Below are 26172 nucleotides of genomic sequence, written 5' to 3' on the forward strand. Positions count from 1 at the left end.
AAAATGATTGCTCATGCCGGATAATTCTCATTGATCCGTGTTTGTTTTTTCTTTATTCGCCTTCACCAAACTTGTCATTGATCAGCGCTTGTATGGCATCAAAACAGGCTTGTTCATCCGCACCATCGGTTTCTAATAGAACTTTACTACCCTTGCCCGCTGCCAGCATCATGACACCCATGATGGACTTGCCATTGACGCGACGGCTATTGCGGGTCAGCCATACTTCAGCCTTGAATTTGCTGGCAGTCTGGGTAAATTTTGCCGATGCACGTGCGTGCAAACCCAGCTTGTTGATGATTTCGATTTCCTGTTGAATCATGCTTTACTTTCTTTCTCAATTAGTTGGGTGATAAACGTACACGATTGTCCAGTCTGATCGCGCCATTCTGGCCACCAGCCAGCGCCATTTCCACTACGACATCGAGTACATCACTACGATAAGTTATCGCCCGCAACAACATGGGCAGGCTGATGCCAGCGATGATCGCGACCCGGTCAGGATCACCTAGTTGCCTGCAGCAATTCGAAGGTGTCCCGCCCATGACATCCGTGATCACCAGCACGCCAGAACCATCATCCAGACGCAGCACGGCTTCGCGCGCGAGACGGTTGACTTCATCGATATTCTGGTCGGCAATCACATCTATCGCTTCAAAGCGTTCTGGCATGCCACGGAATACATGGGCCGCAGCCTGCATGAAGGCCGTGCCCAGGGGCGCATGCGTCATTAAAAGTATGCCAACCATCGTTCTTTAACTCTCTTGTGACAACCGGCTTGGGCCAGCGTCTTCCATTTATGTAAACTACAAATTCAAGCTGCAACTGCCGTTTCAAGGGCATCAATGAACATGCCAGCAACATTAAAGCCTTTTTGCTGGGTAATTTCCTGGAAACAGGTAGGGCTGGTGACATTGACTTCCGTCAAATTAGCACCGATAACATCTAATCCTACCAGCAACAGGCCTCTTTGATAAAGTTCAGGTGCCAAAGTCTGCGCAATCTCAAGATCACGGGCAGACAATTCCTGTGCCACACCCAGGCCGCCTGCCGCCAGGTTACCCCTGACTTCACCATTTTGCGGAATACGCGCCAGGGCAAACGGCACGACCTTGCCACCTATCAGCAATATTCTTTTGTCACCATGGACAATCTCTGGAATATAGCGCTGCACCATGATGGTAGAGCTACCATTCACCGTCAGCGTCTCGATGACAGAACCGAGGTTCATGCCATCGTCACGGATACGGAAAATACCGGTGCCACCCATGCCATCGAGTGGTTTGAGGATGATGTCCTGATGCTCTTTGTGGAAAGCGCGGATACGTTGCTCATCGCGCGTCACCAGTGTCGGTGCCGTGAACTGGCTGAACTGGGCAATGCTAAGCTTTTCATTATGATTGCGGATCGCTGCCGGCTTATTGAATACCCGCGCGCCCTGTTGCTCTGCCAGCTCCAGCAAATAAGTCGCATAGATATATTCCATATCAAATGGCGGGTCTTTGCGCTGCAGGACGGCATCAAAAGCACTCAGGGGTAGTGACTCAGGCTCAGACAGGCGGAACCAGTCCTGGCTATCGCCAGTCAGGGTGATACGGCTGATATTCGCGATGACCTTGCCACTTTCCAGCGCCATGTCTTCCGGGCCAAAGGCATAGATGGCATAACCACGTTTGTCCGCCTCTACCATCATGGCGTAGGTGGAATCCTTATACGTCTTGAAGTGAGACAGCGGGTCGGTCAGGAAAGCGATTTTCATGAATGTGCTCAATATTCTTGGCTGGATAATAATCAGATTGGTGATTTAATAATCAATAAACCTCAGGATTTGGATCAGTCTTTTCCAGCTCCAGTGACGCCGCCAGCAAAGCCAGGCGCGCTACGACACCATACATGTAAAATCGATTTGGTGCTGCCGTGCCCGGCTTTGCCTTCATGTCGGGTACTGCGTGTTGCTGGGCAAAGGCCAGCGGCACAAAGTGCATGCCGGGCGCATTGAGGTTTTCATCAACGCCACGGTCTTCATGCACGCGGTAAAAACCGCCGACCACGTAGCGGTCTATCATATACACCACGGGCTCAGCCACGGATTCATTGATTTGCTCGAAGGTATACACGCCTTCCTGGACGATGACATCGCGCACTTCCATGCCGTCCTTGACGACCGACATCTTGTTACGCTGTTTGCGGTTCAGGTCGCGCACTTCGCTGGAATCATGCACGGTCATGATGCCCATGCCATAGGTACCGGCATCGGCCTTGACGATGACGAAGGGTTTTTCCTTGATACCGTATTCCTTGTATTTCTTGCGTATCTTGGCGAGTATGGTATCGACTGCAGCCACCAGCGTATCTTCACCGCTACGGTCGTGGAAATTCACATCCTTGCATTTGATAAAAAACGGGTTCAGCATCCACGGGTCGATATCCACCATCTTGGCAAATTTCTTGACCACTTCATCATAGGCATGGAAGTGATTGCTCTTGCGGCGCAAGGCCCAGCCTGCATGCAGTGGCGGCAGCAGGGTCTGTTCATTGAGTTCTTCGAGTATCGCCGGTATGCCTGCCGACAAATCATTGTTCAGCAGGATGGTGCAGGGGTCGAAATTCTTCAGGCCCAGGCGGCGGCCATTGGCGGAGCGCTCCAGCGGCTCCAGTATCAACTGGCTGCCATCTGGCAAGTCTATGGGTGTTGGTTCGGTGATATCGGCAGACAAGGAACCCAGACGCACATTCAAACCCGTCTGACGGAAAATCTGCATCATGCGTGCAATGTTTTGTAAATAAAACACATTGCGGGTATGGCTTTCTGGGATCACCAACAGGTTCTTGGCATCCGGGCAATATTTTTCTATCGCTGCCATCGCCGCCTGCACGGCCAGTGGCAACATTTCTGATGCCAGGTTATTAAAACCACCGGGGAACAAATTGGTATCGACAGGGGCCAGCTTGAAACCAGCATTGCGCAGATCGACGGAACAATAAAATGGCGGGGTATGTTCCTGCCATTCAAGACGGAACCAGCGTTCTATCGCAGGTGTCGCTTCTAATATCTTTTTTTCAAGATCGAGCAGGGGGCCGTTGAGAGCGGTGACGAGATGCGGAACCATAATGACCTTTTGGAGAGCAAGCTGTTGCCAAAAATGAACGCCGACCTCAGCGCCACAGGCAAATCATGACTTGATAAGCTTGGGATGAAATCCCGGTAATCAAGTCGGAATTATCCCAGGCTACGCAAAAAAATCACTCGGACTTGGCTAAAAGATCAAAATGTTCGACCACAGGGGCGCTGGCAAAATACGGACCGACGATGGCACGCCATTCTGCAAATGCTGCAGACTCACGAAAATCAACAGTATGGTTTTCCAGCGTTGCCCAATAAATCATGAGCAAGTAACGTTCTGGCGACTCTATCCCTTTTTGCACCTTGAAACCGAGAAAACCTTGGGCATGACGTATCACTTCATCAAGACCGCGTTGTATGGCGACATCAAACTCGGCTTGCTTGCCAGCTTGTATGCGCAGGTCGGCTAACTCCAAAATCATATTTACCTCTTTGAAATAGAAAAATAGCTACTTTGCTTGTGTATTAAATTTAAACCAAACCCCGGTCACTCAGCTCTTTCTTGATATAAGCATAAAACACCGGGGCCGCAACCACACCGGGAACACCAAACAGGGTTTCCATGACCAGAATAGCGGTCAGCAATTCCCAGGCCCGGGCATTCACCTGTGCGCCGATGATGCGTGCATTCAAAAAGTATTCTGCCTTATGAATGACGATCATGAATACCAGCGATGCTATCGCCACATTCAGGGATTGTGACAAACCGACAATGACAATAACGGTATTGGAAATAATATTACCCGCAACAGGAATCAGCCCCGCCAGGAAGGTAATGGCGATCATGGTCTTGGTCAATGGCAGGTGTACACCTGCCATAGGCAGGATGGCAGCCAGGTAAATTGCGGTAAATACGGTGTTGATCAGGGAAATCTGCACCTGAGCAAACACGATTTTGTGGAAAATCTGGCCGAGATTGCTGATTCTGCTCAGCATGGCAGCGGCGAAAGGTTTGTGGTTGCTGTCGCCTGTGACATCACGCAGGGCAACCATGCTGCCTATGATCATGCCCAGCAACAGGTGCACGATCAGGTGCCCGGCTTCAGGCACTATTTGCTTGGCTTCACCGGCATGTTCGCGCAGCCAGTGCGTCATCATCTCCCTTAAAGATTCAACATCTTCCGGCAGGTTAGTGCTCACCCACTCTGGCAATTGATGGCGTGAAGTCTCGATAATATCTGCCAGCCTTTGCAACAGGTTCTGCAGGTTACCGGCATCACTGCGTAAAAAAGCATGGATGGCCCAACCTGCGAGTATCAGGCCAGTAATCAGGATGAAGGATAAAAATACCACAGCAATCATGCGCGGCTGCTTGTGCCTGAAACGCAGGGCAATGGCAGGTGCCAGCACATGGATGATGGAAAACACCAGCAAGCCAGAAAACAGGGCGACCAGCAAACCTGCCTTTAATACCAGCAGTAAGGCGATACCCATCAGGATATATGAGGCATACACGGATGACGTTAGCGGCTGATTAGTCTGAGCGGGCCCATTGGCAGCACGGGCCGAACTGGAAAGGATTTTATCTTTCATTTCATCACTCCAGTCAAACCAGCCACCGTGCCCAGAGACAAGGCAACCGCAGCCAGGCTCGAAATCAGGAAACCCGTGGAACGCTTGCCAGCCTCGTCCAGATAAGCCAGTGCATACATGATGCGCCCAACCAGCCACACCACTCCCAGGGACGCTGCCAGTATGTCGCTAGCCCATATCGCGCATAACCACAGTGCCGGGAAGAAAAAAACCATTTGCTCTACTGTATTGGTTTGCACCCTTATCGCCCGCAAGAATTCTGGCGGGCCATCCATGGCCGGTGCCTTGACCCCCAGTTTCATGCGCAAGCGCCCTACTGTCATCACATTCCAGACATACATGCAGAGTACTGCAAGCGTTAACCAGGATGTCCATTGCAAGTGCATAAATTCTCCAGTAGAGGGTATAGATGAGGCTAATGCGAGCAACATAGATGAGGCCAATGGTGTAAAGTACAATAATACAATACCAAAAGTACATTGAAACAGACACTTACATTTTCATGTCTTCTATTTTCATCGTCAGGGCGTTATATACACACTAGCAAGAGACTATCACAGGACATATACAGAATTACCAGAACCCAGCTGCCCGTTTTTGCCAGTTTGACAAATTCAGAGGCCAAGGCAATGTTGATCACATGATCCAAATCGAAAGAGGTAAAAAAAATGACATTCACAAAATTTTCCATGGCTGCATCCGTACTGGCATTTTCTGCCAGTGCCCTGGTTCCTGCTGCCCAGGCTGCTGACTTTGATGATTATGCCCGCGTTGTCAGCGTCACCCCACAAGTTGAGCAAGTCAATGTGCCGCGTCAGGAATGCCGTACCGAGTATGAAACCAGCCAGCGCAATTATCCACGCCAGCAACAGGCGGAGCGCAGCAATGGCGGTGCCATCATAGGCGGTCTGGCTGGTGGTTTGCTGGGTAGCCAGGTCGGTGGGGGCAATGGTCGTATTGCTGCAGCTGCCGTCGGTGCTGTAACCGGTGCCATCGTTGGTGATCGTGTCGATAACAATGGCAATAACGGCAACAATTACAATAACCAGCCTGTCTATGAAAGCCGCCCTGTACGTCAGTGCCGCAATATTGATAGCTGGGAAACCCGTACCAATGGCTATGCAGTGACCTATGAGTATCATAACCGTACTTATACTTCTGTCATGCCCTATGATCCAGGTTCACGCCTGCGTATCCATGTGTCTTTGACGCCACGTCCTTGATCCTGCTTACGAACCTCTAGCCTCACAAAACTCACAAAATGCCGCTGACAGCGGCATTTTTTATTTCTGCGTCCAAAAAAAGCCTGCATTTCTGCCAAAATCCTGCCACTCTGTATGAAACCCTGCGGCTACACAGGTCATTTGCATCTTCAGGCGGCTTAAACCAGCTCAAGTCTGTGATTTGCTGCCTAATTGGGCGGAATTTGCATGGGTTTATAGTATTATCTTGCGGCAAACCTCACGCTCATGCTCCGTCTATCATTCATGCAAAAAATGTTAAAAAAATACGGTCTGCTGGTCTGGCTATCCCTGATCCTCATTGCAGGGTTTGTCTCCACGACGGTGGCATCTTTTGTAGTCTCCCGCGATGCCATCCAACAAGGCATCTCCGAGCAAACCCTGCCCATCACCGGTGACAATGTCTATTCTGAAATCCAGAAAGACATTTTGCGCCCTGTTTTTGTCTCGTCACAGATGGCGCATGATACTTTTTTGCGTGACTGGATCATCAATGGTGAAGAAGACAAAGACCAGATCGTCAAATACCTGAAAGAAATCAAGCAAAAGAATCATGCGATTTCCAGCTTTCTGGTGTCAGATCAGAGCCACAATTATTACCATGCCGATGGTGTATTGAAGACCATCAGTGATGCCGAACCACGTGACCAATGGTTTTTCCGCGTCCGTGGCTTGAAAAGCGATTATGAAACCAATGTTGATGCCGACATGGCCAATCGCGACACCATAACCATTTTCATCAATTACCGCATCCTCGATTATTCAGGCAAATTCATCGGCGTCACTGGCATAGGTTTGACACTGGACACGATGAAAACCCTGATAGACAGCTATCAGACCCGTTTCCGCAGGAATATTTTCTTTGTCGATCAGAAAGGCAATATCGCCCTGGCTGGCAATAATATGAAAAAGGTGCGCAACAATCTTAGTAATATGCCTGGCCTGGGCAGTTTGGCACCGCAAATCCTGGCTAACCGCAAGAGTGAATCCCAGCACCTGGAATACAAGAGCGAGAATGAAACCATACTCGTCAACGCACGCTTCATCCCTGAGCTGGGCTGGCATTTGCTGGTAGAACAGGAAATGGGTTCAGAAATCAAACCCTTGCAAAATATCTTCCTCATCAATATCGCCATCAGCGCTGGCATCACTCTGGTGATATTGATGATCCTGTTACTGACAGTCAGGCGTTATCAAAAGCGTCTGGAAAAATCTGCATCGACCGACACCCTGACCAATTTGCTGAACCGCCAGGCCTTTGATTTCGTCTTCCAGCAAGCCTTGCTCGATAGCGAACGCTCGCGCCAGCCCATGTGCGTGGTCTTGCTGGATATTGATTTCTTCAAGAAAGTGAATGACAAGCAGGGCCATCTGGTAGGTGACCATGTGCTCAAGGAAATCGCGCTGATCTCCAAGCGCTCGCTACGCGAAAGCGACATCATCTGTCGTTGGGGTGGTGAAGAATTTTTGATCTTGCTGAAAAACTGCACGCTGGAAAAAGCCACATCCATTGCCGAGAACCTGCGTAATACCATCGCCAATAATGATTTCTCACGCACCACTGACCTGACACGCACCCGCCTGTCGATTACCGTCAGCATGGGCGTAGCAGAGTGCAAGGACAAGGAAAGCGAAGCCAGCGTGTTTGAACGCGCTGACCTGGCGCTGTACCAGGCCAAGGAAAATGGCCGTAACAGCGTTTATTTTTCTGAATAAGGATTGCGTGCAGCCGCCAAGTCTATGGTCGGCTGCGTAAATGCCAGGTATAAATCCCCAGCTTGCTGATCCCAATTACTGAGCCTGCTTTGCTGCAAAGCGACAGTCTGCATATCACCCCGCGCAATAGGGCCAGTCAGTGCAGCTCTGGTGCCAAGAGTAAAGACATTTTCCAGTGTCTGCCTCGCCAGCGGTGCCGCCATCTTTTGCGCGATATCTGCCGGTATCCCTGCGGCCTGATACGTGCGCAAGGCGACCTCCATCAGGGTCACCAGATAGTTGCTGGCAAATACAGAACCGGCGTGATACAGCAATTTATTGTCGGCCTTGATGATGACAGTCTCTGCACCTGTGGCTTGCAAGACAGGCACCAATACAGCCAGTGCAGCCTCATCACCCTCCAGACTGCATATCGTGCCGGCAAATTGTTCTGCCAGCAGATCGACATTGGCAAAACTGCGTACAGGATGCACGCTGGCAACAGCCGCGCCTGCCAGTCTGGCAGGCTGCAATTCTGTCGATGCCTTGGCACCGCTGCAATGGAAGATAACGCTACCAGCCTTCAACAAACCGGCATCCACCAGTTGCTGGCAGACACTGGCAATCTGATCGTCGCTGACGCTCAGCATGGTCACATCGGCAGGCTGCAATTGTGGGATGGCATCGACAGCCTGCCCTGCTCCGAGCCAGACCACAGCATCGCTGGCACTTCCCAGGCTGCGGTTCAAGACTTGTTGTATGGCAAACACCTGCTGGCGCTGGAAATTTTTGGCCAGTACCTTGCCGACCTTACCGGCACCTATGATATTCAGAGACTTCATGCCTTATTCTTCCGGGAAACGGCGCAAGCCTTCAAGATTGAGGATGGTGATGCCACCATAATCCACACTCAGCAGATTTTTCTTTTCCAGCAGTTGCAGCGCCTGGTTGGCACGCTGGCGCGAGACGCTGGAGATATAACCTATTTCTTCCTGTGATATCTGGATTTGCATGCTGCTGCCATCCCTCAAACCGGGGTTCAGATAGGGGTGGAACATCGCGGCCAGGCAACGGGCGACACGGGTGTCAGGATCAAGCATGCGGTCATATTCAACCAGCGATATAAACAAGCCCAGACGCTCGTTCAACTGATGCAGGAGAAAACGGTTAAACGGAATGCTGTTATCCAGCAGGTGCGTAAAAGTAGTACGCGGCATGTAGGCCACGCGGGTGTCGCGCAATGCCACTACATCATAACGGCGCAGTTCAGTCTTCAGTAGCGAGCCTTCACCAAACCAGCCGCCTGCCAGCATGCAACTGAACGTCACGGTCTTGCCGTCAGGTGAGATACTGCTCATCTTCAGGAAACCTTCAATCACACCCATCCAGTGCTCTACCGGATCGCCCTTGCGGCAGACATAGCCGCCGGCAGGGATGAAGCGCTCTACGACTTCGTCTTCCACCTTTTGCATGTGTTCTGGCGAGAGCATGCTTGCCCACAAGGACTTGGCAAACCGTTCTTTCGGGTCGCTGATTTTTTTTGTCATATTTGTGCAACGCACCACAGATAATTGGGTCAAATTTTCAGATTGTCGGTCGAATGACAACCGCCAACGCATGAAGGGTCTACTATCCCATCAACAAAAAGAATTACGGAGACATTGTAAGCGACTTGCCCATTACAGCGAAGACTGTAAGCAATCGCCAGGGCAAATCACTACATCTTGCCACTACAATACCTACCGTAAAAGCCCCTCTGCACATAAGCAATCAATAAATAGTAAGCAAGCAGTAAGGGCGCATCAGGACACTCACAAGTAGTAGGCCCTAAAACAACAGGCTGGTGGAGACATGAAACAAAAAGAAGCAGCGAATTCGACTTTCCCGCGGCTGTTATTGCAGCATGGGGAAACACGGCCACAGCATCCGGCCTTCCGCGAAAAAGACTTGGGTATCTGGCAAACCTGGAACTGGCAGCAAGTCAATGCAGAGGTGCGCGCCCTCGCCTGCGGCCTGGCTGCACAGGGTTTCAAACGCGGCATGAACCTCGCCATCATCGGCGACAACCGCCCGCGCCTGTACTGGGCCATGGCTGCTGCGCAATGCCTGGGTGGCATACCCGTGCCCTTATATCAGGACGCACCGGCTGCCGATATGGCCTATGTACTCGAAAATGCAGAAATCGTCTTTGCGATTGTCGAAGACCAGGAGCAGGTTGATAAGCTGCTTGAAATCAAACAGCAGTATGCAGGCATACAACATATCGCCTTTGATGATGACCGCGGCATGCGTCATTATCACCAGCCTGAACTGACATCCTATGCTGCCTTGCAGGAACTGGGACGTGCTTACGATATCGCCCATCCAGACTTTTTCATGAAGGAAGTGGAACTTGGCCAGCCTGACGATACAGCTGTCATGCTGTATACCTCGGGCACGACAGGTAAACCCAAGGGTGTCTGTCAGTCACACCGTTCTTTCATGACTGCGGCAATGGGAGGCATGGAATTTGACAAACTCACAGCAGACGAAGATATCCTGTCCTACCTGCCTATGGCCTGGGTAGGTGATCATCTGTTTTCTTTCGCCCAGGCCATGGCCGCTGGCTTTACCGTGAACTGCCCTGAGTCCAGCGAAACTGTCCTGACGGATTTGCGTGAAGTCGGCCCCACTTATTATTTCGCCCCGCCACGCGTGTTTGAAAACATGCTGACCACGGTCATGATACGCATGGAAGATGCAGGCACAATCAAGCGCAAGCTGTTTGCCCATTTCATGGACCTGGCACGCCGCGTTGGTTCTGACATCCTCGATGGCAAAGCTGTCAGCGGCATGGAGCGCTTGCAATATGCACTCGGTAATCTGTTGATTTATGGTCCGCTGAAAAACGTACTCGGTCTGTCACGCGTGCGTGTGGCCTACACTGCCGGTGCGGCTATTGGCCCTGACCTGTTCCGTTTTTATCGTTCTATCGGTGTCAATCTCAAGCAGCTATATGGTTCCACTGAAACCTGCGCCTATGTCTGCCTGCAACCCGACGGCAAAATCAAGTTTGATAGCGTAGGTGCAGCAGCGCCCGGTGTCGAAGTCAAGCTCGCACCGAATGGTGAAGTGCTGGTCAGGTCAGATGCGATGCTGACTGGTTACTACAAACGCCCCGATGCAACCGCAGAAGTCATGGATGAGCAGGGCTATTTCCACACCGGTGATGCGGGTATCTTTGACCAAGATGGTCATCTGAAAATCATCGACCGCGCAGCCGATGTCGGCAAGATGAACCGGGGTGATATCTTTGCGCCCAACTACATAGAAAACAAACTCAAGTTCTTCCCCTTCATCAAGGAAGCCGTAGCCTTTGGCCATGAACGTGATACCGTCTGTGCCTTCATCAATATCGATATGGAGGCAGTCGGCAACTGGTCAGAAAGACGTGGCATTGCCTATTCTGGCTATACCGACCTGGCAGCCAAGGCTGAGACTTATCAACTGATACTGTCGTGCATAGAAAAAGTGAATGCTGATCTCGCCAGTGAAGATTTGATGGCGGGTACACAGATACACCGTTTCCTGGTGCTGCACAAGGAACTCGATCCCGACGATGATGAACTGACACGCACCCGCAAGGTCAGGCGCAAATTCATTGCGGAAAAATATGCGGTATTGATAGACGCCCTGTATTCAGACAAACGTTCGCAATTCATAGAAACCCTGGTCAAGTTTGAGGATGGTCGCCAGGGCAAGGTCAGTGCCGATTTGCATATCAGCGATGTCAAAACATTTTCTGCCCAAAAACTGGCTGCGTAAGGAATATATAAATGGCAGACAACAGAAAAATCGGTGAAGTCATCCTGGACTTGCAAAACATCTCTTTGGCCTTTGGTGGCGTCAAGGCTTTGACGAATATTTCCTTCAACGTCAGGGAACATGAAATACGCGCAATCATAGGCCCGAATGGTGCAGGCAAAAGCTCCATGCTGAATGTCATCAATGGTGTGTATCGTCCACAGCAAGGCGACATCACTTACCGTGGTCAGCACCGCAAGGACATGAATACCTATGCGGCGGCCAAGAGCGGCATCGCCAGGACTTTCCAGAATATTGCCCTGTTCAAAGGCATGAGCGTGCTCGACAACATCATGACGGGCCGCAACCTGAAAATGAAAAGCAATTTCTTCATGCAGGCCTTGTACTGGGGGCCTGCCCAAAAAGAAGAAATCGCTCACCGCGAAAAGGTAGAAGGAATTATCGACTTCCTGGAAATCCAGCACATACGCAAGATACCGGTTGGCAGGCTTTCCTACGGCTTGCAAAAACGCGTGGAGCTGGGTCGGGCACTGGCAGCCGAGCCTGAAATTTTATTGCTGGATGAACCCATGGCTGGCATGAATGTGGAAGAGAAACAGGACATGAGCCGCTTCATCCTCGATGTCAATGACCAGCTCGGCACCACCATCGTTTTGATTGAACATGATATGGGCGTGGTCATGGATATTTCTGACCGCGTGGTCGTACTCGACTACGGCAAGAAAATCGGTGACGGCACGCCTGCGGAAGTGTTGGCTAATCAGGAGGTAATTAACGCTTACCTTGGTGTGGCGCATTGAAGATCGAAATCTTTAAAACCATTAACCACAGAGGCACGGAGGAAGGAAAGACTTCTTGCAAGAAGTCTTCGTTTCGCAGGCGAGTGGCATGCCACTCGAATTCCCTGCTACACCACAGAGGAAAAATAGGCTTCCTCTTGCTCTTCTCTGTGTCTCGGTGTCTCTGTGTTGAGAGGTCTTTTTGTTCAACATTCATGTTTGCTTAATGTAAGCTGAGAGCTAGAAATGAATATCAGTTTTTTCTTTGAAGTGTTTATCGGTGGCTTGTTGTCCGGTGTGATGTATGCACTGGTGGCGCTGGGTTTTGTGTTGATTTACAAGGCCTCAGGCGTCTTCAATTTTGCGCAGGGGGCGATGGTGTTTTTTGCCGCCCTGACCTGCGTAGGCCTGACCGAGAAATTTGAAATGTCATTATGGCTGGCGATACCGCTGACCATGCTGGTGATGGTGGCGCTGGGTCTGGCTATCGAACGGGTAGTGTTGCGCCCGCTGGTCAACCAGCCTGAGATTACCTTGTTCATGGCCACCATAGGCCTGACCTTTTTCATCGAAGGTCTGGCGCAGTTGTTGTGGGGTTCCCAACCGCACAAACTGACATTGCCTATCGACGATGTACCCATAGAATATTTTATCGAGAAGTTCAATATCCTGGTGTCGCAATTTGATGTGATTGCTGCTTTGATCTGTGCCTTGCTGGTAACTGGTCTGGCGCTGTTGTTTTCCAAAACCAAGATAGGCCGCGCCCTGCGTGCGGTTGCCGATGATCACCAGGCCGCATTGGCAGTGGGTATTCCACTGCAACAGATCTGGGGCATAGTCTGGGCCGTCGCTGGTTTTGTCGCCCTGGTTGCTGGTTTGCTGTGGGGTGCGCGTAATGGTGTGCAATTTGCATTGACCTTTGTTGCCTTGAAAGCCTTGCCGGTATTGATTTTGGGTGGCTTCACTTCTGTGCCTGGCGCGATAGTCGGTGGCCTCATCATTGGTGCATCTGAAAAACTCGCAGAAGTGTATATAGGTCCACTGGTGGGTGGTGGCATAGAGGGTTGGTTCCCCTATGTGCTGGCACTGCTGTTCCTGCTGGTCAGACCCGAAGGTTTGTTTGGTGAAAAAATCATACGCAGGATTTAATGTCTTGCAGTTCAACATAATCCAGCATCATTAGCAGAGGAAGAACAATGTTCTACCGTGAAGCAGGTCAGTTTAAAACAAGCTATCAGGCAGATAACCAGATATTCCCTATTCGGCAAGACCGTATCGGTATTGCCATTGTCCTCATCGCGGCATTTATTGCGGTACCCGGGCTGGCAACCGATTATGCATTTTCAGCGATCTTTATCCCTTTCCTGATATTTTCGCTGGCGGCGCTAGGCCTGAATATCCTGACTGGTTATGCAGGTCAATTGTCGCTGGGTTCAGCAGCATTCATGGCCGTAGGCGCTTTTGCATCCTATAACTTTGTCTTGCGCATACCCGGCATCCCGGTCTTGCTGGCTTTTGTACTCGGTGGTTTGTCGGCAGCCATGGTGGGTATTGCCTTTGGTTTGCCCTCATTGCGCATACGCGGTTTTTACCTGGCAGCAGCAACACTGGCGACGCAATTCTTCGTGGTCTGGTGTCTGACCAAGATACAGTGGTTTACCAACTACAGTTCTTCCGGCGTCATCACAGCGCAAGAGATGGTGATACTCGGCATGGCGATCAACACACCGGTTAAAAAGTACTTGCTGACACTGACCGTTGTCTGTGTCATGGCCATGCTGGCCAAGAATATGGTGAGATCCAACGTGGGCCGCTCATGGATGGCGGTGCGTGACATGGACGTGGCGGCAGAAGTCATAGGCTTTCGCCTCATGCGCACCAAGTTGCTGGCCTTTGCAGTATCCTCGTTTTACTGTGGCATTGCCGGTGCTCTGTATGCCTATGCTTATCTGGGTACGGTAGAGCCCGAAGCCTATAACCTGGACCTGTCTTTCCGCATCCTGTTCATGATCATCATAGGCGGTGTTGGTTCCATACTCGGTTCTTTCCTGGGTTCGGCTTTTATCATCCTGCTGCCCATCGTGCTGAACTTGATTGCGCACGGTCTGTCTTTGCCGACCAATGTGGCATCGAACCTGGAACTGATGGTATTCGGCGCACTGATTATTTTCTTCCTTATTGTAGAACCACATGGTCTGGCGAGGTTGTGGCAAATAACGAAAGAGAAGCTGCGCCTCTGGCCTTTCCCACATTGAGTGGCAGTAACAAGATTAGCACCAACAGTAAAAGAGAGTTCATAATAAAGATGCTTCGCCTTTGCAATAAGAGGTAGAAAAGCATCAGGCAATATCCATCCAAAACCACAAGGAGACAATATGAAACTGCTTAAATCCCTGCTGATGGCCTCGGCAATCCTGGGTGCTGTCAATGCGGCCCAGGCGAATGATCAATTCATTCCCATCCTGTCATATCGCGTAGGCCCGTATGCGGCTGGCGGTTCGGGCTTTTACGGCGGTGCCATTGATTACTTCAATCTTGTCAACGCCAAGGGTGGCTTGAATGGCGTCAAGATTTCCTGGGAAGAATGCGAGACTGAATACAATGCTTCGCGCGGTGTCGAATGCTATGAACGCCTGAAAAAAACCCAGGGTGGTGCCTCACTGGTAGAACCGCTTTCTACCGGTATCGCCTACGGTATCCTGGACCGCGTTGCAGAAGATAAAATTCCTTTGACGACACTGGGCTATGGCCGTTCTGATGCGGCCAATGGCAAGGTCTTCCCTTATGTTTTCCCGCTCATCACCAGTTACTGGAACCAGGCTGCGGCGATGACCAAATACCTGGGTGATAAATCTGGTGGCATGGACAAACTCAAGGGCAAGAAAATCGTCCATCTGTATCACGACTCCGCCTTTGGTAAAGAGCCTATCCCGGTACTGGATGCACAGGCCAAGCAATATGGTTTCGAGCTTATCAAGATCCCGGTTGCCCATCCCGGCAATGAACAACAATCGCAATGGCTGCAAATCCGCCAGGCCAATCCTGATTATGTGATCTTGTGGGGCTGGGGCGTCATGAATGCAGTGGCGATCAAGACTGCACAACGCAATGGTTATTCACGCGAAAAAATGCTGGGCGTCTGGTGGGCAGGTTCAGAAGAAGATGCGATTCCAGCTGGTGATGCAGCAAAAGGCTATACCGCAATGACTTTCAATACACCGGGTAATTATCCTGTGCTGGATGAAATCCGCAGCAAGGTCTACGCAGCTGGCAAAGGTAACCTCGGTGACAAGACCCGTGTCGGTTCTGTTTATCACATGCGTGGTGTAACGGCCGCCATCCTGTGGACAGAAGCCATCCTGAAAGCGCAGGAAAAATTCGGCAAGGGCAAGCTCATGACGTCCGAGCAAATCCGCTGGGGCTTTGAAAACCTGAACGTCGATGAAGCACGTCAAAAAGCGCTGGGTGCAATGGGCATGTTCCCGCCCGTGAAAACTTCTTGCGAAGATCATGAGGGCTCAGGTGCTGTCAAGGTGCAGCAATGGACAGGCGATAAATGGAAAGCCATCACGCCTAACTGGGTCACTGGTGACAAGGCTTTGACACGCGCCATGCTGGAAGAGTCTTCCAACAAATATGCGGCTGAGAAAAAAATCACACCTGCCTGTTTGAAGTAAGCGGTAAGCAGTAATAGCGGAGGCCAGACTGTGCCTCCGCCCCTTTGTACAAATCATTGCAGATCAAGATCATGAGCGTTCATAGCATCACGGCAGAAGCGGCAACGGCAGCAAATACAGCTGCAACTACCGACATCGCCTATCTCAGCGTCAACAATATCGAAGTCATCTACGATCACGTGATCCTGGTGTTGAAGGGTATTTCCCTGCAAGTGCCACAAGGGAAAATTGTCGCCTTGCTGGGTGCCAATGGCGCAGGTAAATCAACCACGCTGAAGGCGATATCTACACTGCTGCGTAACGAGCGTGGCGATATCACCAAGGGAGACATTACTTTCCGCGGGCAACGGGTTGATCACCTGACACCGAATGAACTGGTCAAGCGTGGCCTGTCACAAGTCATGGAAGGCCGCCATTGCTTTGGGCATCTGACGGTAGAAGAAAACCTGCTTACCGGTGCCTACACACGCAGCCTGTCGCGCAGCGAACTCAAGGCCGAACTGGAAAAGGTATACCACTACTTTCCACGCCTGCGTGAACGCCGCAATTCGCAGGCTGGTTATACCTCGGGTGGTGAGCAACAGATGTGCGCGATAGGCCGTGCCCTGATGGCCAAACCATCGATGATCTTGCTCGATGAACCATCGATGGGTATAGCACCACAACTGGTGGAAGAGATTTTTGAAATCGTCAAAAGCCTCAATGTGCAAGAAAAAGTATCTTTCCTGCTGGCCGAACAAAACACCAATGTCGCCCTGCGTTATGCCGACTTTGGCTACATCCTGGAAAACGGCAGGGTGGTCATGGAAGGTGAAGCCAAAGACCTCAGCAGCAATGAAGACGTCAAGGAATTTTATCTTGGTGTCTCAGGCGCAGGCCGCAAGAGTTTCAAGGATATGAAGTTTTATAGAAGGCGCAAACGCTGGCTGGCTTGAGCCATCACTCATCGCTATCCATCATTTTGAGATGCACACAAATCAACCCACTATAGAGCATGCTCATGAGTGACTATCTGGACGCCCTGGAAACCCGCAATCCACAAAGCCGCGAACAAGCGCTGATGAACAAGCTGCCGCAATTGATTGCCCACGCCCAAACTGCAGAAGGCTGGGGCAGGATATTGCAGGGAGTGGATGCGCATGACATCAAGAGCCGCAGCGCGCTGGCGCAATTGCCGGTGACACGCAAATCCGATCTCAAGGATTTGCAAAAAGCCTTGCCGCCATTTGGTGGCTTGAATACCACGCCGGCGCGGCAGATGGGGCATATCTTCATGTCACCCGGCCCTATCTTTGATCCTGAAGGCCGCGGACAAGACTGGTGGCGCTTTGCCCGACCCATGCATGCGATAGGTTTGCGGGCCGGTCATCTCTTGCAAAACTGTTTTTCCTATCATTTCACACCTGCTGCCTTCATGGTCGAGAGTGCCGCTGCCCGCATAGGTTGCGCCGTCATCCCGGCCGGTATAGGCCAGACGGAAATGCAGGTACAGGCCATGGCTGAATTGCGGCCTGATGCGTATATAGGCACACCAAGTTTCCTGAAAATCATCCTGGAAAAAGCCCTGGAGATGGGCTCGGATATTTCCAGCGTACAGCGCGCCATTGTCGGTGCAGAAGCCTTGCCACCTTCGCTGCGCAAATGGTTGCAGGAACATGGTGTGGCCCAGGTATTGCAAATCTATGCCTCTGCCGACATAGGCAATATTGCCTATGAAAGTGTGACCGATGGCCAGGTCAATCCCGGCATGATACTGGATGAAGACTTGATACTCGAAATCGTCCGTCCCGGCACAGGCGACCTGGTGGCTGAGGGTGAAGTCGGCGAAGTGCTCATCACTTCATTCAACCCTGATTACCCGCTGATACGTTTTGGTACGGGTGACATGTCGGCGATCTTGCCGGGCATCTCGCCCTGTGGCCGTACGAATCAGCGCATCAAGGGCTGGATGGGACGGGCGGATCAGACGACCAAGGTCAAGGGCATGTTTGTCCACCCTTCGCAAGTTGCTGAAGTAGTCAAACGCCACCCGGAAATTATCAAGGCCAGGTTGGTGGTGACTGGCGAAATGGCAAATGATGTCATGAGCCTGCATTGTGAAACTGTGGCTGCTGGTGCTAGCAACGCGGCCTTGCAGGCCGCTATTGTCGACAGTTTACGCGATGTCACCAAATTGCGCGGTGATGTGCAGTTTGTTGCGCCCGGCAGCCTGGCGAATGATGGCAAGGTAATAGACGACGCCCGCAAATACGAATAAAGCCAGGCGTCTCTGACGCTGGAGCAACAAAAAACCACGGAAAATAAAGCTTTTTCGTGGTTTTTTCGTCTCTCACACCCAAACGCTAAAAATATTCTATAGTAGTTAAGTAAACCAAATATGGATGCGTCTGTTTGCCAGACTTATCCATTCTGTTTTCCCCGTTTTTTCCTGTTCCGCCCCTGCAACCACTTCACCGGATGGAGAACTATTCCATGACTGCACTGAATATCAATAGCAAAGAACACCAGATAGATGCCGATCCTTCCACGCCCGTACTCTGGGCGCTGCGTGATTCGCTGGGCCTGACTGGCACCAAATTTGGCTGCGGTGCAGCATTGTGTGGTGCCTGCACCGTGCACCTGAATGGCCAGGCGATACGCTCTTGCATCACGCCCATCTCTTCGGTCGCTGGCCAAAAAATCACTACTATCGAAGCCATGAGCCAGGACAAGGTCGGCAAAGCTGTGCAAGCGGCCTGGATCAAGCATGACGTTGCCCAATGTGGTTACTGTCAAAGCGGCCAGATCATGAGTGCCACGGCATTGTTAAAAACCAACAAGAAGCCCAGCGATGCCGATATCGATGGTGCCATGGCAGGCAATATCTGTCGATGTGGTACCTATGTGCGCATCCGCGCTGCCATCCATGATGCTGCATCCACTCTGGCCTGAGGAGAATAGCCATGCATTTTGAAGCCCGCCTCGATGAGCTGCCACGCCATTTGCAAAACCTCTTGCAATCCACCGCACCAGAAACACCATCTACCGGCCTGAGTCGCCGCAGTTTTTTGAAGATGGCAACAGCCAGTGGCTTTGCCCTGGGTTGTTATCCCATGCTGGCAACAGCGCAGGATGCTGCCGCCAAAGCACCGGCAGGCCTGAAGCCTACTGAACAACCAGGTGCGTTCGTACAAATAGCCAAAGATGGCACAGTGACCGTCACGTTCAACCGCCTGGAATTTGGCCAGGGTGTGCAAACCAGCCTGCCACTGATACTGGCAGAAGAACTCGACGCCGACTGGTCCAAGGTCCAAAGCGCGAATGGCAATAATCACCCAGCCTATGTCGATCCCGCATTTGGCATGCATTTGACTGGCGGCTCCAACTCCATAGCTCATTCGTATACGCAATACCGCGAACTCGGTGCCCGCACCCGCGCCATGCTGGTACAGGCTGCAGCCAACCAGTGGCAAGTTGATCCTGGTAGCTTGCGCACCGAAAATGGCAATGTCATTGGCCCCGGTGGCAAGAAGCTGGGCTATGGTGAACTGGCCGATGCTGCGATGAAATTGCCAGTACCAGAAAAAGTCACACTGAAAGACCCGAAAAACTTCCGCCTCATAGGCAAACCCACAGGTCGTCTTGATGCCAAAGCCAAATCAACAGGCGCTCAGGATTTTGGTATTGATACTCACCTGCCCGGCATGCTGACTGCGGTAGTCGCACGACCACCGGTATTTGGTGCCAAGGTCAAGACTATTGATGACACGGCAGCAAAAGCCATCAAGGGCGTCAAGGCTGTGCTGCGCGTGCCGACCGACCGTGGTGGCGAAGGCGTGGCGATTATTGCGACCGGTTACTGGCCAGCCAAGCAGGCCCGCGACGTACTGAAGCTGGAATGGGATACTGACGGCGTTGAAAAAGTCGATTCCACCAAAATGCTGGCGACCTATAAGGAACTGGCCAAAAAGCCGGGTGCCCTAAAGTTCAACGATGATGTTTCCAAGATAGCGGCAGCACCACATAAGCTGAATGCCGAATTCGTCTTCCCCTACCTTGCGCACACGCCGATGGAACCGCTGAACTGCACGGTCGCCATCAAAGGCGACAAGGCAGAATTGTGGATGGGTACGCAAATGCCAGGCCTCGATGGTTTTGCAGCCGCCAAGACCCTGGGCTTGAAGCCGGAAAATATCGCCGTGCATACCCAGTATGCGGGCGGCGGCTTTGGCCGTCGTGCGATCGCCACCAGTGACTATGTGGTGGAAGCTTGCAATGTCGCCAAGGTGGCGCAAACAGCAAGGCTGGATGCACCCATACGCACGCTGTGGAGCCGTGAGGATGATGTCAAGGGCGGCTATTATCGCCCCATGCATTTGCACAAGGCAGAGATAGGTTTTGATGCGCAGGGCAATATCCTTGGTTGGGACCATGTGATCGTCGGCCAGTCCATCGTCGGTGGCACACCGTTTGAATCCATGATGGTCAAGGACGGCGTGGATATCACAGCAGTCGAAGGCATGAAAGAGCCGTATGAAATGCCGATGCGCCTGTCTGTACATCATCCCAAGATCAATGTCCCGGTTTTGTGGTGGCGCAGCGTGGGCTCTACTCATACCGCCTTTGTCATGGAAACCCTGATCGATGAAATCGCCCAGACTACCAAGCAAGACCCGGTGGCCTATAGACTGAAGCTAATGGGTGACAAACATCCACGGCATAAAGCGGCACTACAACTGGCGGTAGAAAAATCTGGCTATGGCAAAAAGAAATTGCCCGCTGGCCGTGCCTATGGTGTGGCTGTGCATGAGTCATTCTCGTCTGTCGTTGCTTACGTGGTTGAAGCATCCATGAAAAATGGCCAGCCCAAGTTGCATAAGGTGACTGCCGGTGTGCACTGCAATCTTGCTGTCAATCCAAAAAGTGTAGAAGCTCAGGTACAGGGTGCGGCACTGATGGGCTTGTCGATGTGCCTGCCAGGTGCGGCGATCACGCTCAAGGATGGTGTGGTTGAGCAAAGCAATTTCAGTGATTTTGTGGTGCCACGCATTACCGATATGCCACAGCTTGCCGTGCACATCGTCCCTAGTGCAGATGCACCTACCGGCATGGGCGAACCTGGCTTGCCTGCATTGGCACCAGCTTTTGCGAATGCTATCGCCAGGGTCAGTGGCAAGCGCTGGCGTGAGCTGCCTTATAAACCCGCATAAGCAAAGCTAACTTTTGTTACTTGCCTGAAAGTGAGCTAGTTTTTAGGTGCGGTTAACTGTATTTTGATGGGTATCAATTTCCAATATTTATTTCTATGAAATGCTGGAATTTGATACCCAACATCAAAGGAGACCTATCTTGCAAAAATTTTTAAAAATCCTGACACTGGGCTTATTCAGCCTGCTTGTAAGTCAAAGTATATTTGCCGCGGAACACGGTACAGCACAAGAAGCTGAGGCCATGGTTAAAAAGGCGATTGCTTATATCAAAAGCAAAGGTCCAGATGCTGCTTATGCAGAATTTAATAACACCAAAGGCAGCTTCACTGATCGCGATCTGTATATATTTGTTATTGACATCAATGGCAAGGATCTGGCGCACGGTGCCAATCCCAAACTGATAGGGAAAGATTTTCGCACTCTACGAGACGTTGACAATAAGGCCTTCATCGACGACATCTTGAGTGTTGCAAAAAGCAAGGGAAAAGGCTGGGTAGATTACAAATGGCCAAACCCCAGCACCAAGGAAATCGAAATGAAATCGACCTATTTTGAAAAAGCTGGCGATGTAGTTGTTGCATGTGGTATCTACAAATAAATGCTGTTCAAGCTCACTTGATTGATGTAAAGCAGTATCTGAAAAGGTACTGCTTTTTAATTTTTTGTTTGCGATGAACCCGACATCCACTGGCTATTCAGGTACACCACTGGCGAAGAAACTGGGCATACAGGCTGGCAGCCATGTCTGCGCCAGACATGCACCGGATAACTACCCTGATCTGCTGACAGCCTTGCCTGATGGCGTGGTGTTTGACAAAAAGCCTGCGTCAGCGACTGATATCGTCCATCTGTTCACCGACAAAAAAGCTATCCTCGTCAAAGAGTTACTGGCATACAAAAGCAGTTTAAGAAGCGATGCCGCGATATGGGTGTCCTGGCCCAAGAAAGCCTCGAAAGTGCCTACCGATATCACGGAAGACACGATAAGAGAAGTGGCGCTACCTATGGGCTATGTCGATATCAAAGTCTGTGCTGTCAGCGAAATATGGTCAGGTTTGAAGCTGGTGGTGCGCAAAGAATTGAGGCCGGACTGGCCAACCTCATAGAAACACCGCAGGCAATACTTGCTGCTTAATTCGATTCCTTGATCAAACGACCAGAGTTCTTTTGTATGGGCCGTGCATTCATGGGGTACAAGCGGCTGAATATGATCAACTGGTCAGGTGAAATTTCTACAGGCTCTTTCATGACCAGCCATAACACGCCCTCGCTGCAGGGTGGTGTCGTCAGCGAGCCCATATAGGTATAGTAGTCACGCTTGACGGGCAGGATGTCGTTCATGTCCATGGTCGTCAACGCCTGCACGGGATCATTTTTTTCCAGCGGCAGATTATTCCATACCTGCTGCACCAGGCTATGTGATTTGCCCCGCTCTATCAGCACGGCGACCACGGCCAGTTTGCCATCAGCATCCTTGTGCACCAGATGCGCAACCATTTCAAAACTCTTGCCATTCACCCGCTCTTCAGACGGTTTATGAAAATGGAATTGCACCAGCTCATAATTATGGCCCAGCACATTGATATAGTTACCCGCCCCGATATTCACCTGTATGGTGTGGCCGTTATCAATCACGGAAAAACGGCTGGGCTTGTAGTCAAAGGCAACAGGGTCGAGGTTGACCTTGATGCCATCACGTATGTCGATGGGCGATTGTCTTTCGCCTATGTCGCATTTGGCATTGGCAGCATTGAGCTTGCCCCAGTTCAAGGGGCCGCCCTCGCCCTGGTAACTCCAGTGTATATCGGCATGGCTGGCGGCAAGCGCTCCTGCTGCTGCAGCGCTATTGGTACCATGCTCACTCTTTGCTTTAACTGTTTCTGGTCTGCGTATTGGCGGCGCATAAGATGGCCGCATGACAGGCTTGGGCGCGCTACGCGCAGCGGCTTCATCCTTGTCCTTGCGAATGACACTGAGGCGCTCTGCTATGCGTGCAGCCAGTTCATCTGCAGCCAATGCTTCTTTGGCACGGATAGCGGCTTCCTTGGCAGATTCCTTGCTCTCCTTGGAAGCGGGCTTGCGCTCTTCTTTGGCTGGTGCGGACGCCGAAGCTGATGCAGAGGCTTCTTCCTTCGCTGATGCAGGCTTGATAGGTTTGGACGGTGGCGGATCATTCGCCTGAGCGGACAAGGCCAACAACATGGGGAGTAGCAGAGCGAGGGAGCGGCGCATAATTGGATAGAATTTGAGATTCAGTTTGCAGAGAGATACCTTAGTTACGGCAAGTCTCTTTGCAAACTTGAATCCTGAGAGCGATGTGTGGTTTTTTGGGCCTCAGGTTGCCACTATCTCAGCTTACACCCCTTCAACGATGAACAGACGACCTATGGAATTGGCATGGCGGATTTCCATGGCTTTCGCATATTCAACAGAGTCATACCAGAGCTGCGCCTGTTGCAAACTAGGAAATTCAACCAGCACCGAGCGCCAGCCTTCATTATGGGCATCGTCCCTGCCTTCTTTTTGCACCCGCGTACCACCGCGCACCAGGAATTGCCCGCCATACTGGGCTACGCTGGCAGTTGCCAGAGGCCGGTATTCGGCATAAGCATCGGCATTGGTGACCTGGATTTCTGCAACGACATAAGCTTTACTCATGATATTCCTGATAATTAATTGATCATAAAGATAATACGCGCGCTTTCGCCGCCGCATATTCCAATTTCAAACGTGCCACGACTTCTGCTACGGTCAGCACATCATCCATCAAACCCACACCCTGGCCGGCACCCCAGATGTCACGCCAGGCCTTGGCCTTGCTGCCGCCACCAGAACCAAAGTTCATCTGGCTCTTGTCGGCCACTGGCAGATTGTCTGGGTCCAGCCCGGCAGCGATAATGGATTTCTTGAGGTAATTGCCATGCACGCCAGTGAACAGATTGGTATAGACGATATCCGCCGCCGCCGAATCGAGAATGGCCTGGCGATAAGCTTCATCGACGTTCGATTCAACAGTAGCCAGCCAGCGCGAGCCTATATAGGCAAAGTCAGCCCCCATGGCCTGTGCCGCCAATACGGCATCACCCGTTGCAATAGAACCTGACAGGGCAATCGGGCCGTCAAAGAAACGCCTTACTTCACCGACCAGGGCAAATGGCGACAGCCCACCCGCATGACCACCCGCACCGGCTGCTACCAGTATCAAACCATCAACCCCGGCTTCCAGCGCTTTTTGCGCATGGCGTATCGAAATCACATCATGCATGACGATGCCGCCATAACTGTGTATCGCATCCAGCATTTCTGGCGGGGGTGCACGCAAGGACGAAATGATGATGGGTATCTGATGCTTGACGCAGACTTCAACATCATGCGCGAGCCGGTCATTCGACTGATGGACGATCTGGTTGACCGCGATCGGGCCTATCAATGCATCTGGATGCGCTTCCTGGTGTGCTGCCAGCTCGGCCTGCAATTCTGTCAGCCAGACATCCAGCAACTCCGCTGGCCTGGCATTCAGGGCCGGGAAAGACCCGACGATGCCCGCCTTGCATTGCGCCGCCACCAGTTTGGGGCCACTGGCAATGAACAGGGGAGAGCCTATGACGGGCAGGCTAAGATGTTGCAAAGCGGATGGCAGGCGTGAAACTGAACTTGATGCGGGTGAATCGAGAGCCATAGTCGGTATCCTCTAACGGTGAGCATAGAATGCTTGATGGACGTATATATCCAGTATGATTTTACCGTGCAAATAAAAATCCTGTGGAGACACCATGACATATCAATGCTTTGACTTCAGTATCAGCAATAAAATCGCCCACCTGCGCCTGAACCGCCCGGCTACGCTGAACACCATGCAACCGGTATTTTTTCGCGAGCTGACAGAGATTTTGCAAAACCTGCAAAACCAGGCAAATGCCCGCGTGCTCATCATCTCTTCTACTGGCAAACACTTTACCGCTGGCATGGCACTCGATGTCTTCGCCGGCGGCGGCATCACACTTGATGATGCCAACGCCGTTGGCCGCGCCAATATCGCCCTGGCGCTGAAAGACATGCATCATGCCTTCAACCTCATCGAATCCCTGCGCATGCCTGTCATCACCGCCATCCACGGTGGCTGCATAGGCGGCGGCGTCGATATGATCTGCGCCAGCGACATACGCCTGGCCAGCACTGATGCTTTTTTCTGCATACAGGAAATCAACATAGGCATGACCGCTGACCTGGGTACTTTACAACGCCTGCCCAAGCTCATCCCCGAAGGCATAGTCCACGAAATGGCCTACACTGGCCGCCGCCTGCCCGCACAACGCGCGCTGGCAGTTGGCCTGCTCAATGAGGTATTTGATACCCAGGAAGCCATGCTGGCAGCGGCACTGCAAATGGCCACAGAAATTGCCGAAAAACCTCCGGTCGCAATCTGGGGCAGCAAACAAGCCATCCACTACGCCCGCGACCACAGCACCCACGACGCCCTGCAACAAATGGGCTGGTTGCAATCAGGTATCTGGCAAAGCAGTAATTTGATGGAGGCTTTCATGGCGAAGCAGCAAGGCCGGGCTACCGAATATGCGGATCTGGCGCCGGTGAGTTCGTTTTCTGAGGCGGATTATCATTTGAAGTAAGGGGGTAGTTTCATCAGAATTGACTCGCAATCACGAAGCAAAGATATCCCAAAATGTTAGTATAAATTTTGCTCAATATTTACGTTATTTTTAGGCACAATGTTGGGCTGATGAACCGCAGCCTAGCGAGGCCCGGCCCAACCTACGAGAAAGGCCGAATTGGTGTTGCTTTTGACGTTCGCAGTTCCCATGTCTAGCCGCCATTTGTGCGGTACAGAAAATGGATTAAGAAGGACCGCTGTTTGAGCCGCAGGCGAGTTTCGGGCCTTCCCATTTTTTGTACCGCACAAATGGGAACCCCTTTAGGGGCGGCTACGCCTGGGTCGCCTTTCTTTGAATTCTTTCTTTGGCGACGCAAAGAAAGAATTTCGGCTGCCGGGCCGAAACCCGGCTTGCATCCACGAAGGGCAATCGTTTTATTCAAAGTACGACATAAAAAAGCGATATGGTATGCCAAGAACGCCACTGGAGCGCCAGCCCGGTGGATTCCAGCTAAAAGCAT

At 51.6% G+C, this 26172-nt stretch carries 26 protein-coding genes; 14 read left to right on the plus strand and 12 right to left on the minus strand.

The features are described from left to right. Positions 1–52: 52 nt before the first annotated feature. From ACO0LN_RS20065 to ACO0LN_RS20095, 7 genes are all read right to left on the minus strand, one after another. Positions 53–322, minus strand: a complete 270-nt coding sequence (locus tag ACO0LN_RS20065) for an HPr family phosphocarrier protein (RefSeq protein WP_110257606.1) — start codon at positions 320–322, stop codon at positions 53–55. Positions 323–341: 19 nt separating this feature from the next. Then, complete coding sequence (locus ACO0LN_RS20070) at positions 342–749, minus strand: PTS sugar transporter subunit IIA (RefSeq protein ID WP_422976802.1); 408 nt, start codon at positions 747–749, stop codon at positions 342–344. Positions 750–814: 65 nt separating this feature from the next. Further along, positions 815–1759 carry a glutathione synthase gene (gene gshB, locus ACO0LN_RS20075; RefSeq protein ID WP_422976804.1) on the minus strand — a complete coding sequence of 315 codons (945 nt, stop codon included), beginning with the start codon at positions 1757–1759 and terminating at the stop codon, positions 815–817. A 52-nt stretch (positions 1760–1811) separates the two neighbouring features. Beyond that, on the minus strand, positions 1812–3110 hold the full coding sequence (gshA, locus tag ACO0LN_RS20080) for a glutamate--cysteine ligase (protein WP_162043818.1): 1299 nt from the start codon (positions 3108–3110) through the stop codon (positions 1812–1814). A 133-nt stretch (positions 3111–3243) separates the two neighbouring features. Next, positions 3244–3546: an antibiotic biosynthesis monooxygenase family protein gene (locus ACO0LN_RS20085; protein WP_422951938.1), complete on the minus strand. Its 303-nt coding sequence runs from the start codon at positions 3544–3546 to the stop codon at positions 3244–3246. Positions 3547–3595: 49 nt separating this feature from the next. Then, positions 3596–4657 carry an AI-2E family transporter gene (locus tag ACO0LN_RS20090; RefSeq protein ID WP_422976807.1) on the minus strand — a complete coding sequence of 354 codons (1062 nt, stop codon included), beginning with the start codon at positions 4655–4657 and terminating at the stop codon, positions 3596–3598. Continuing rightward, positions 4654–5043: an MAPEG family protein gene (locus tag ACO0LN_RS20095; RefSeq protein ID WP_422976809.1), complete on the minus strand. Its 390-nt coding sequence runs from the start codon at positions 5041–5043 to the stop codon at positions 4654–4656. The genes ACO0LN_RS20090 and ACO0LN_RS20095 overlap by 4 nt, the downstream gene beginning before the upstream one ends. A gap of 282 nt (positions 5044–5325) precedes the next feature. Between ACO0LN_RS20095 and ACO0LN_RS20100 the strand changes: the two genes are divergently transcribed. Next, positions 5326–5880, plus strand: coding sequence for a glycine zipper 2TM domain-containing protein (locus ACO0LN_RS20100; RefSeq protein ID WP_232063604.1), 555 nt, complete (start codon positions 5326–5328; stop codon positions 5878–5880). Between the two features lie 273 nt (positions 5881–6153). Continuing rightward, complete coding sequence (locus ACO0LN_RS20105) at positions 6154–7614, plus strand: sensor domain-containing diguanylate cyclase (RefSeq protein WP_422976811.1); 1461 nt, start codon at positions 6154–6156, stop codon at positions 7612–7614. Here ACO0LN_RS20105 and ACO0LN_RS20110 read toward each other — a convergent pair. Beyond that, on the minus strand, positions 7599–8435 hold the full coding sequence (locus tag ACO0LN_RS20110) for a Rossmann-like and DUF2520 domain-containing protein (protein ID WP_422976813.1): 837 nt from the start codon (positions 8433–8435) through the stop codon (positions 7599–7601). The two genes, ACO0LN_RS20105 and ACO0LN_RS20110, sit on opposite strands and share 16 nt — an antisense overlap. A gap of 3 nt (positions 8436–8438) precedes the next feature. Next, on the minus strand, positions 8439–9140 hold the full coding sequence (locus ACO0LN_RS20115) for a Crp/Fnr family transcriptional regulator (protein ID WP_422976815.1): 702 nt from the start codon (positions 9138–9140) through the stop codon (positions 8439–8441). A 304-nt stretch (positions 9141–9444) separates the two neighbouring features. Here ACO0LN_RS20115 and ACO0LN_RS20120 point away from each other — a divergent pair, with 304 nt between their 5' ends. From ACO0LN_RS20120 to ACO0LN_RS20170, 11 genes are all read left to right on the plus strand, one after another. Beyond that, positions 9445–11397, plus strand: coding sequence for an AMP-dependent synthetase/ligase (locus ACO0LN_RS20120; RefSeq protein WP_422976817.1), 1953 nt, complete (start codon positions 9445–9447; stop codon positions 11395–11397). Positions 11398–11408: 11 nt separating this feature from the next. Further along, positions 11409–12197, plus strand: a complete 789-nt coding sequence (locus ACO0LN_RS20125) for an ABC transporter ATP-binding protein (protein WP_422976819.1) — start codon at positions 11409–11411, stop codon at positions 12195–12197. A 231-nt stretch (positions 12198–12428) separates the two neighbouring features. After that, a complete protein-coding gene (locus tag ACO0LN_RS20130; RefSeq protein ID WP_174247650.1) occupies positions 12429–13325 on the plus strand; it encodes a branched-chain amino acid ABC transporter permease in 897 nt (298 codons plus the stop codon). 47 nt (positions 13326–13372) lie between these two features. After that, positions 13373–14431: a branched-chain amino acid ABC transporter permease gene (locus ACO0LN_RS20135; protein WP_422976821.1), complete on the plus strand. Its 1059-nt coding sequence runs from the start codon at positions 13373–13375 to the stop codon at positions 14429–14431. A 120-nt stretch (positions 14432–14551) separates the two neighbouring features. Next, a complete protein-coding gene (locus ACO0LN_RS20140) occupies positions 14552–15853 on the plus strand; it encodes an ABC transporter substrate-binding protein (RefSeq protein ID WP_162043829.1) in 1302 nt (433 codons plus the stop codon). A gap of 71 nt (positions 15854–15924) precedes the next feature. Further along, entirely contained in the window at positions 15925–16788 is an 864-nt protein-coding gene (locus tag ACO0LN_RS20145) for an ABC transporter ATP-binding protein (protein ID WP_162061214.1), read from the plus strand. Positions 16789–16853: 65 nt separating this feature from the next. After that, positions 16854–18110, plus strand: a complete 1257-nt coding sequence (locus ACO0LN_RS20150) for a phenylacetate--CoA ligase family protein (protein WP_422976824.1) — start codon at positions 16854–16856, stop codon at positions 18108–18110. 215 nt (positions 18111–18325) lie between these two features. Beyond that, the gene (locus tag ACO0LN_RS20155; protein ID WP_422976826.1) at positions 18326–18784 is read left to right on the plus strand and encodes a (2Fe-2S)-binding protein; all 459 of its coding nucleotides are present in this window, start codon (positions 18326–18328) and stop codon (positions 18782–18784) included. Between the two features lie 11 nt (positions 18785–18795). After that, positions 18796–21042, plus strand: coding sequence for a molybdopterin cofactor-binding domain-containing protein (locus ACO0LN_RS20160; RefSeq protein WP_422976828.1), 2247 nt, complete (start codon positions 18796–18798; stop codon positions 21040–21042). A gap of 139 nt (positions 21043–21181) precedes the next feature. Further along, positions 21182–21640 carry a cache domain-containing protein gene (locus ACO0LN_RS20165; RefSeq protein WP_422976830.1) on the plus strand — a complete coding sequence of 153 codons (459 nt, stop codon included), beginning with the start codon at positions 21182–21184 and terminating at the stop codon, positions 21638–21640. A gap of 73 nt (positions 21641–21713) precedes the next feature. After that, positions 21714–22148: a DUF3052 family protein gene (locus ACO0LN_RS20170; protein WP_422976832.1), complete on the plus strand. Its 435-nt coding sequence runs from the start codon at positions 21714–21716 to the stop codon at positions 22146–22148. 25 nt (positions 22149–22173) lie between these two features. On the opposite strand, the gene ACO0LN_RS20175 is transcribed toward ACO0LN_RS20170, so the two are convergent. From ACO0LN_RS20175 to ACO0LN_RS20185, 3 genes are all read right to left on the minus strand, one after another. After that, the gene (locus ACO0LN_RS20175) at positions 22174–23274 is read right to left on the minus strand and encodes a carbonic anhydrase (RefSeq protein ID WP_422976834.1); all 1101 of its coding nucleotides are present in this window, start codon (positions 23272–23274) and stop codon (positions 22174–22176) included. 123 nt (positions 23275–23397) lie between these two features. After that, on the minus strand, positions 23398–23700 hold the full coding sequence (locus tag ACO0LN_RS20180) for a DUF1330 domain-containing protein (protein WP_162061220.1): 303 nt from the start codon (positions 23698–23700) through the stop codon (positions 23398–23400). Between the two features lie 22 nt (positions 23701–23722). Beyond that, complete coding sequence (locus ACO0LN_RS20185; protein ID WP_422976837.1) at positions 23723–24721, minus strand: NAD(P)H-dependent flavin oxidoreductase; 999 nt, start codon at positions 24719–24721, stop codon at positions 23723–23725. A 94-nt stretch (positions 24722–24815) separates the two neighbouring features. Here ACO0LN_RS20185 and ACO0LN_RS20190 point away from each other — a divergent pair, with 94 nt between their 5' ends. Beyond that, on the plus strand, positions 24816–25670 hold the full coding sequence (locus ACO0LN_RS20190) for an enoyl-CoA hydratase-related protein (protein WP_422976839.1): 855 nt from the start codon (positions 24816–24818) through the stop codon (positions 25668–25670). Positions 25671–26172 lie beyond the last annotated feature (502 nt).

Source organism: Undibacterium sp. TC9W (assembly GCF_049339865.1).
In the GTDB taxonomy this organism is placed as follows: Bacteria; Pseudomonadota; Gammaproteobacteria; order Burkholderiales; family Burkholderiaceae_D; genus Undibacterium.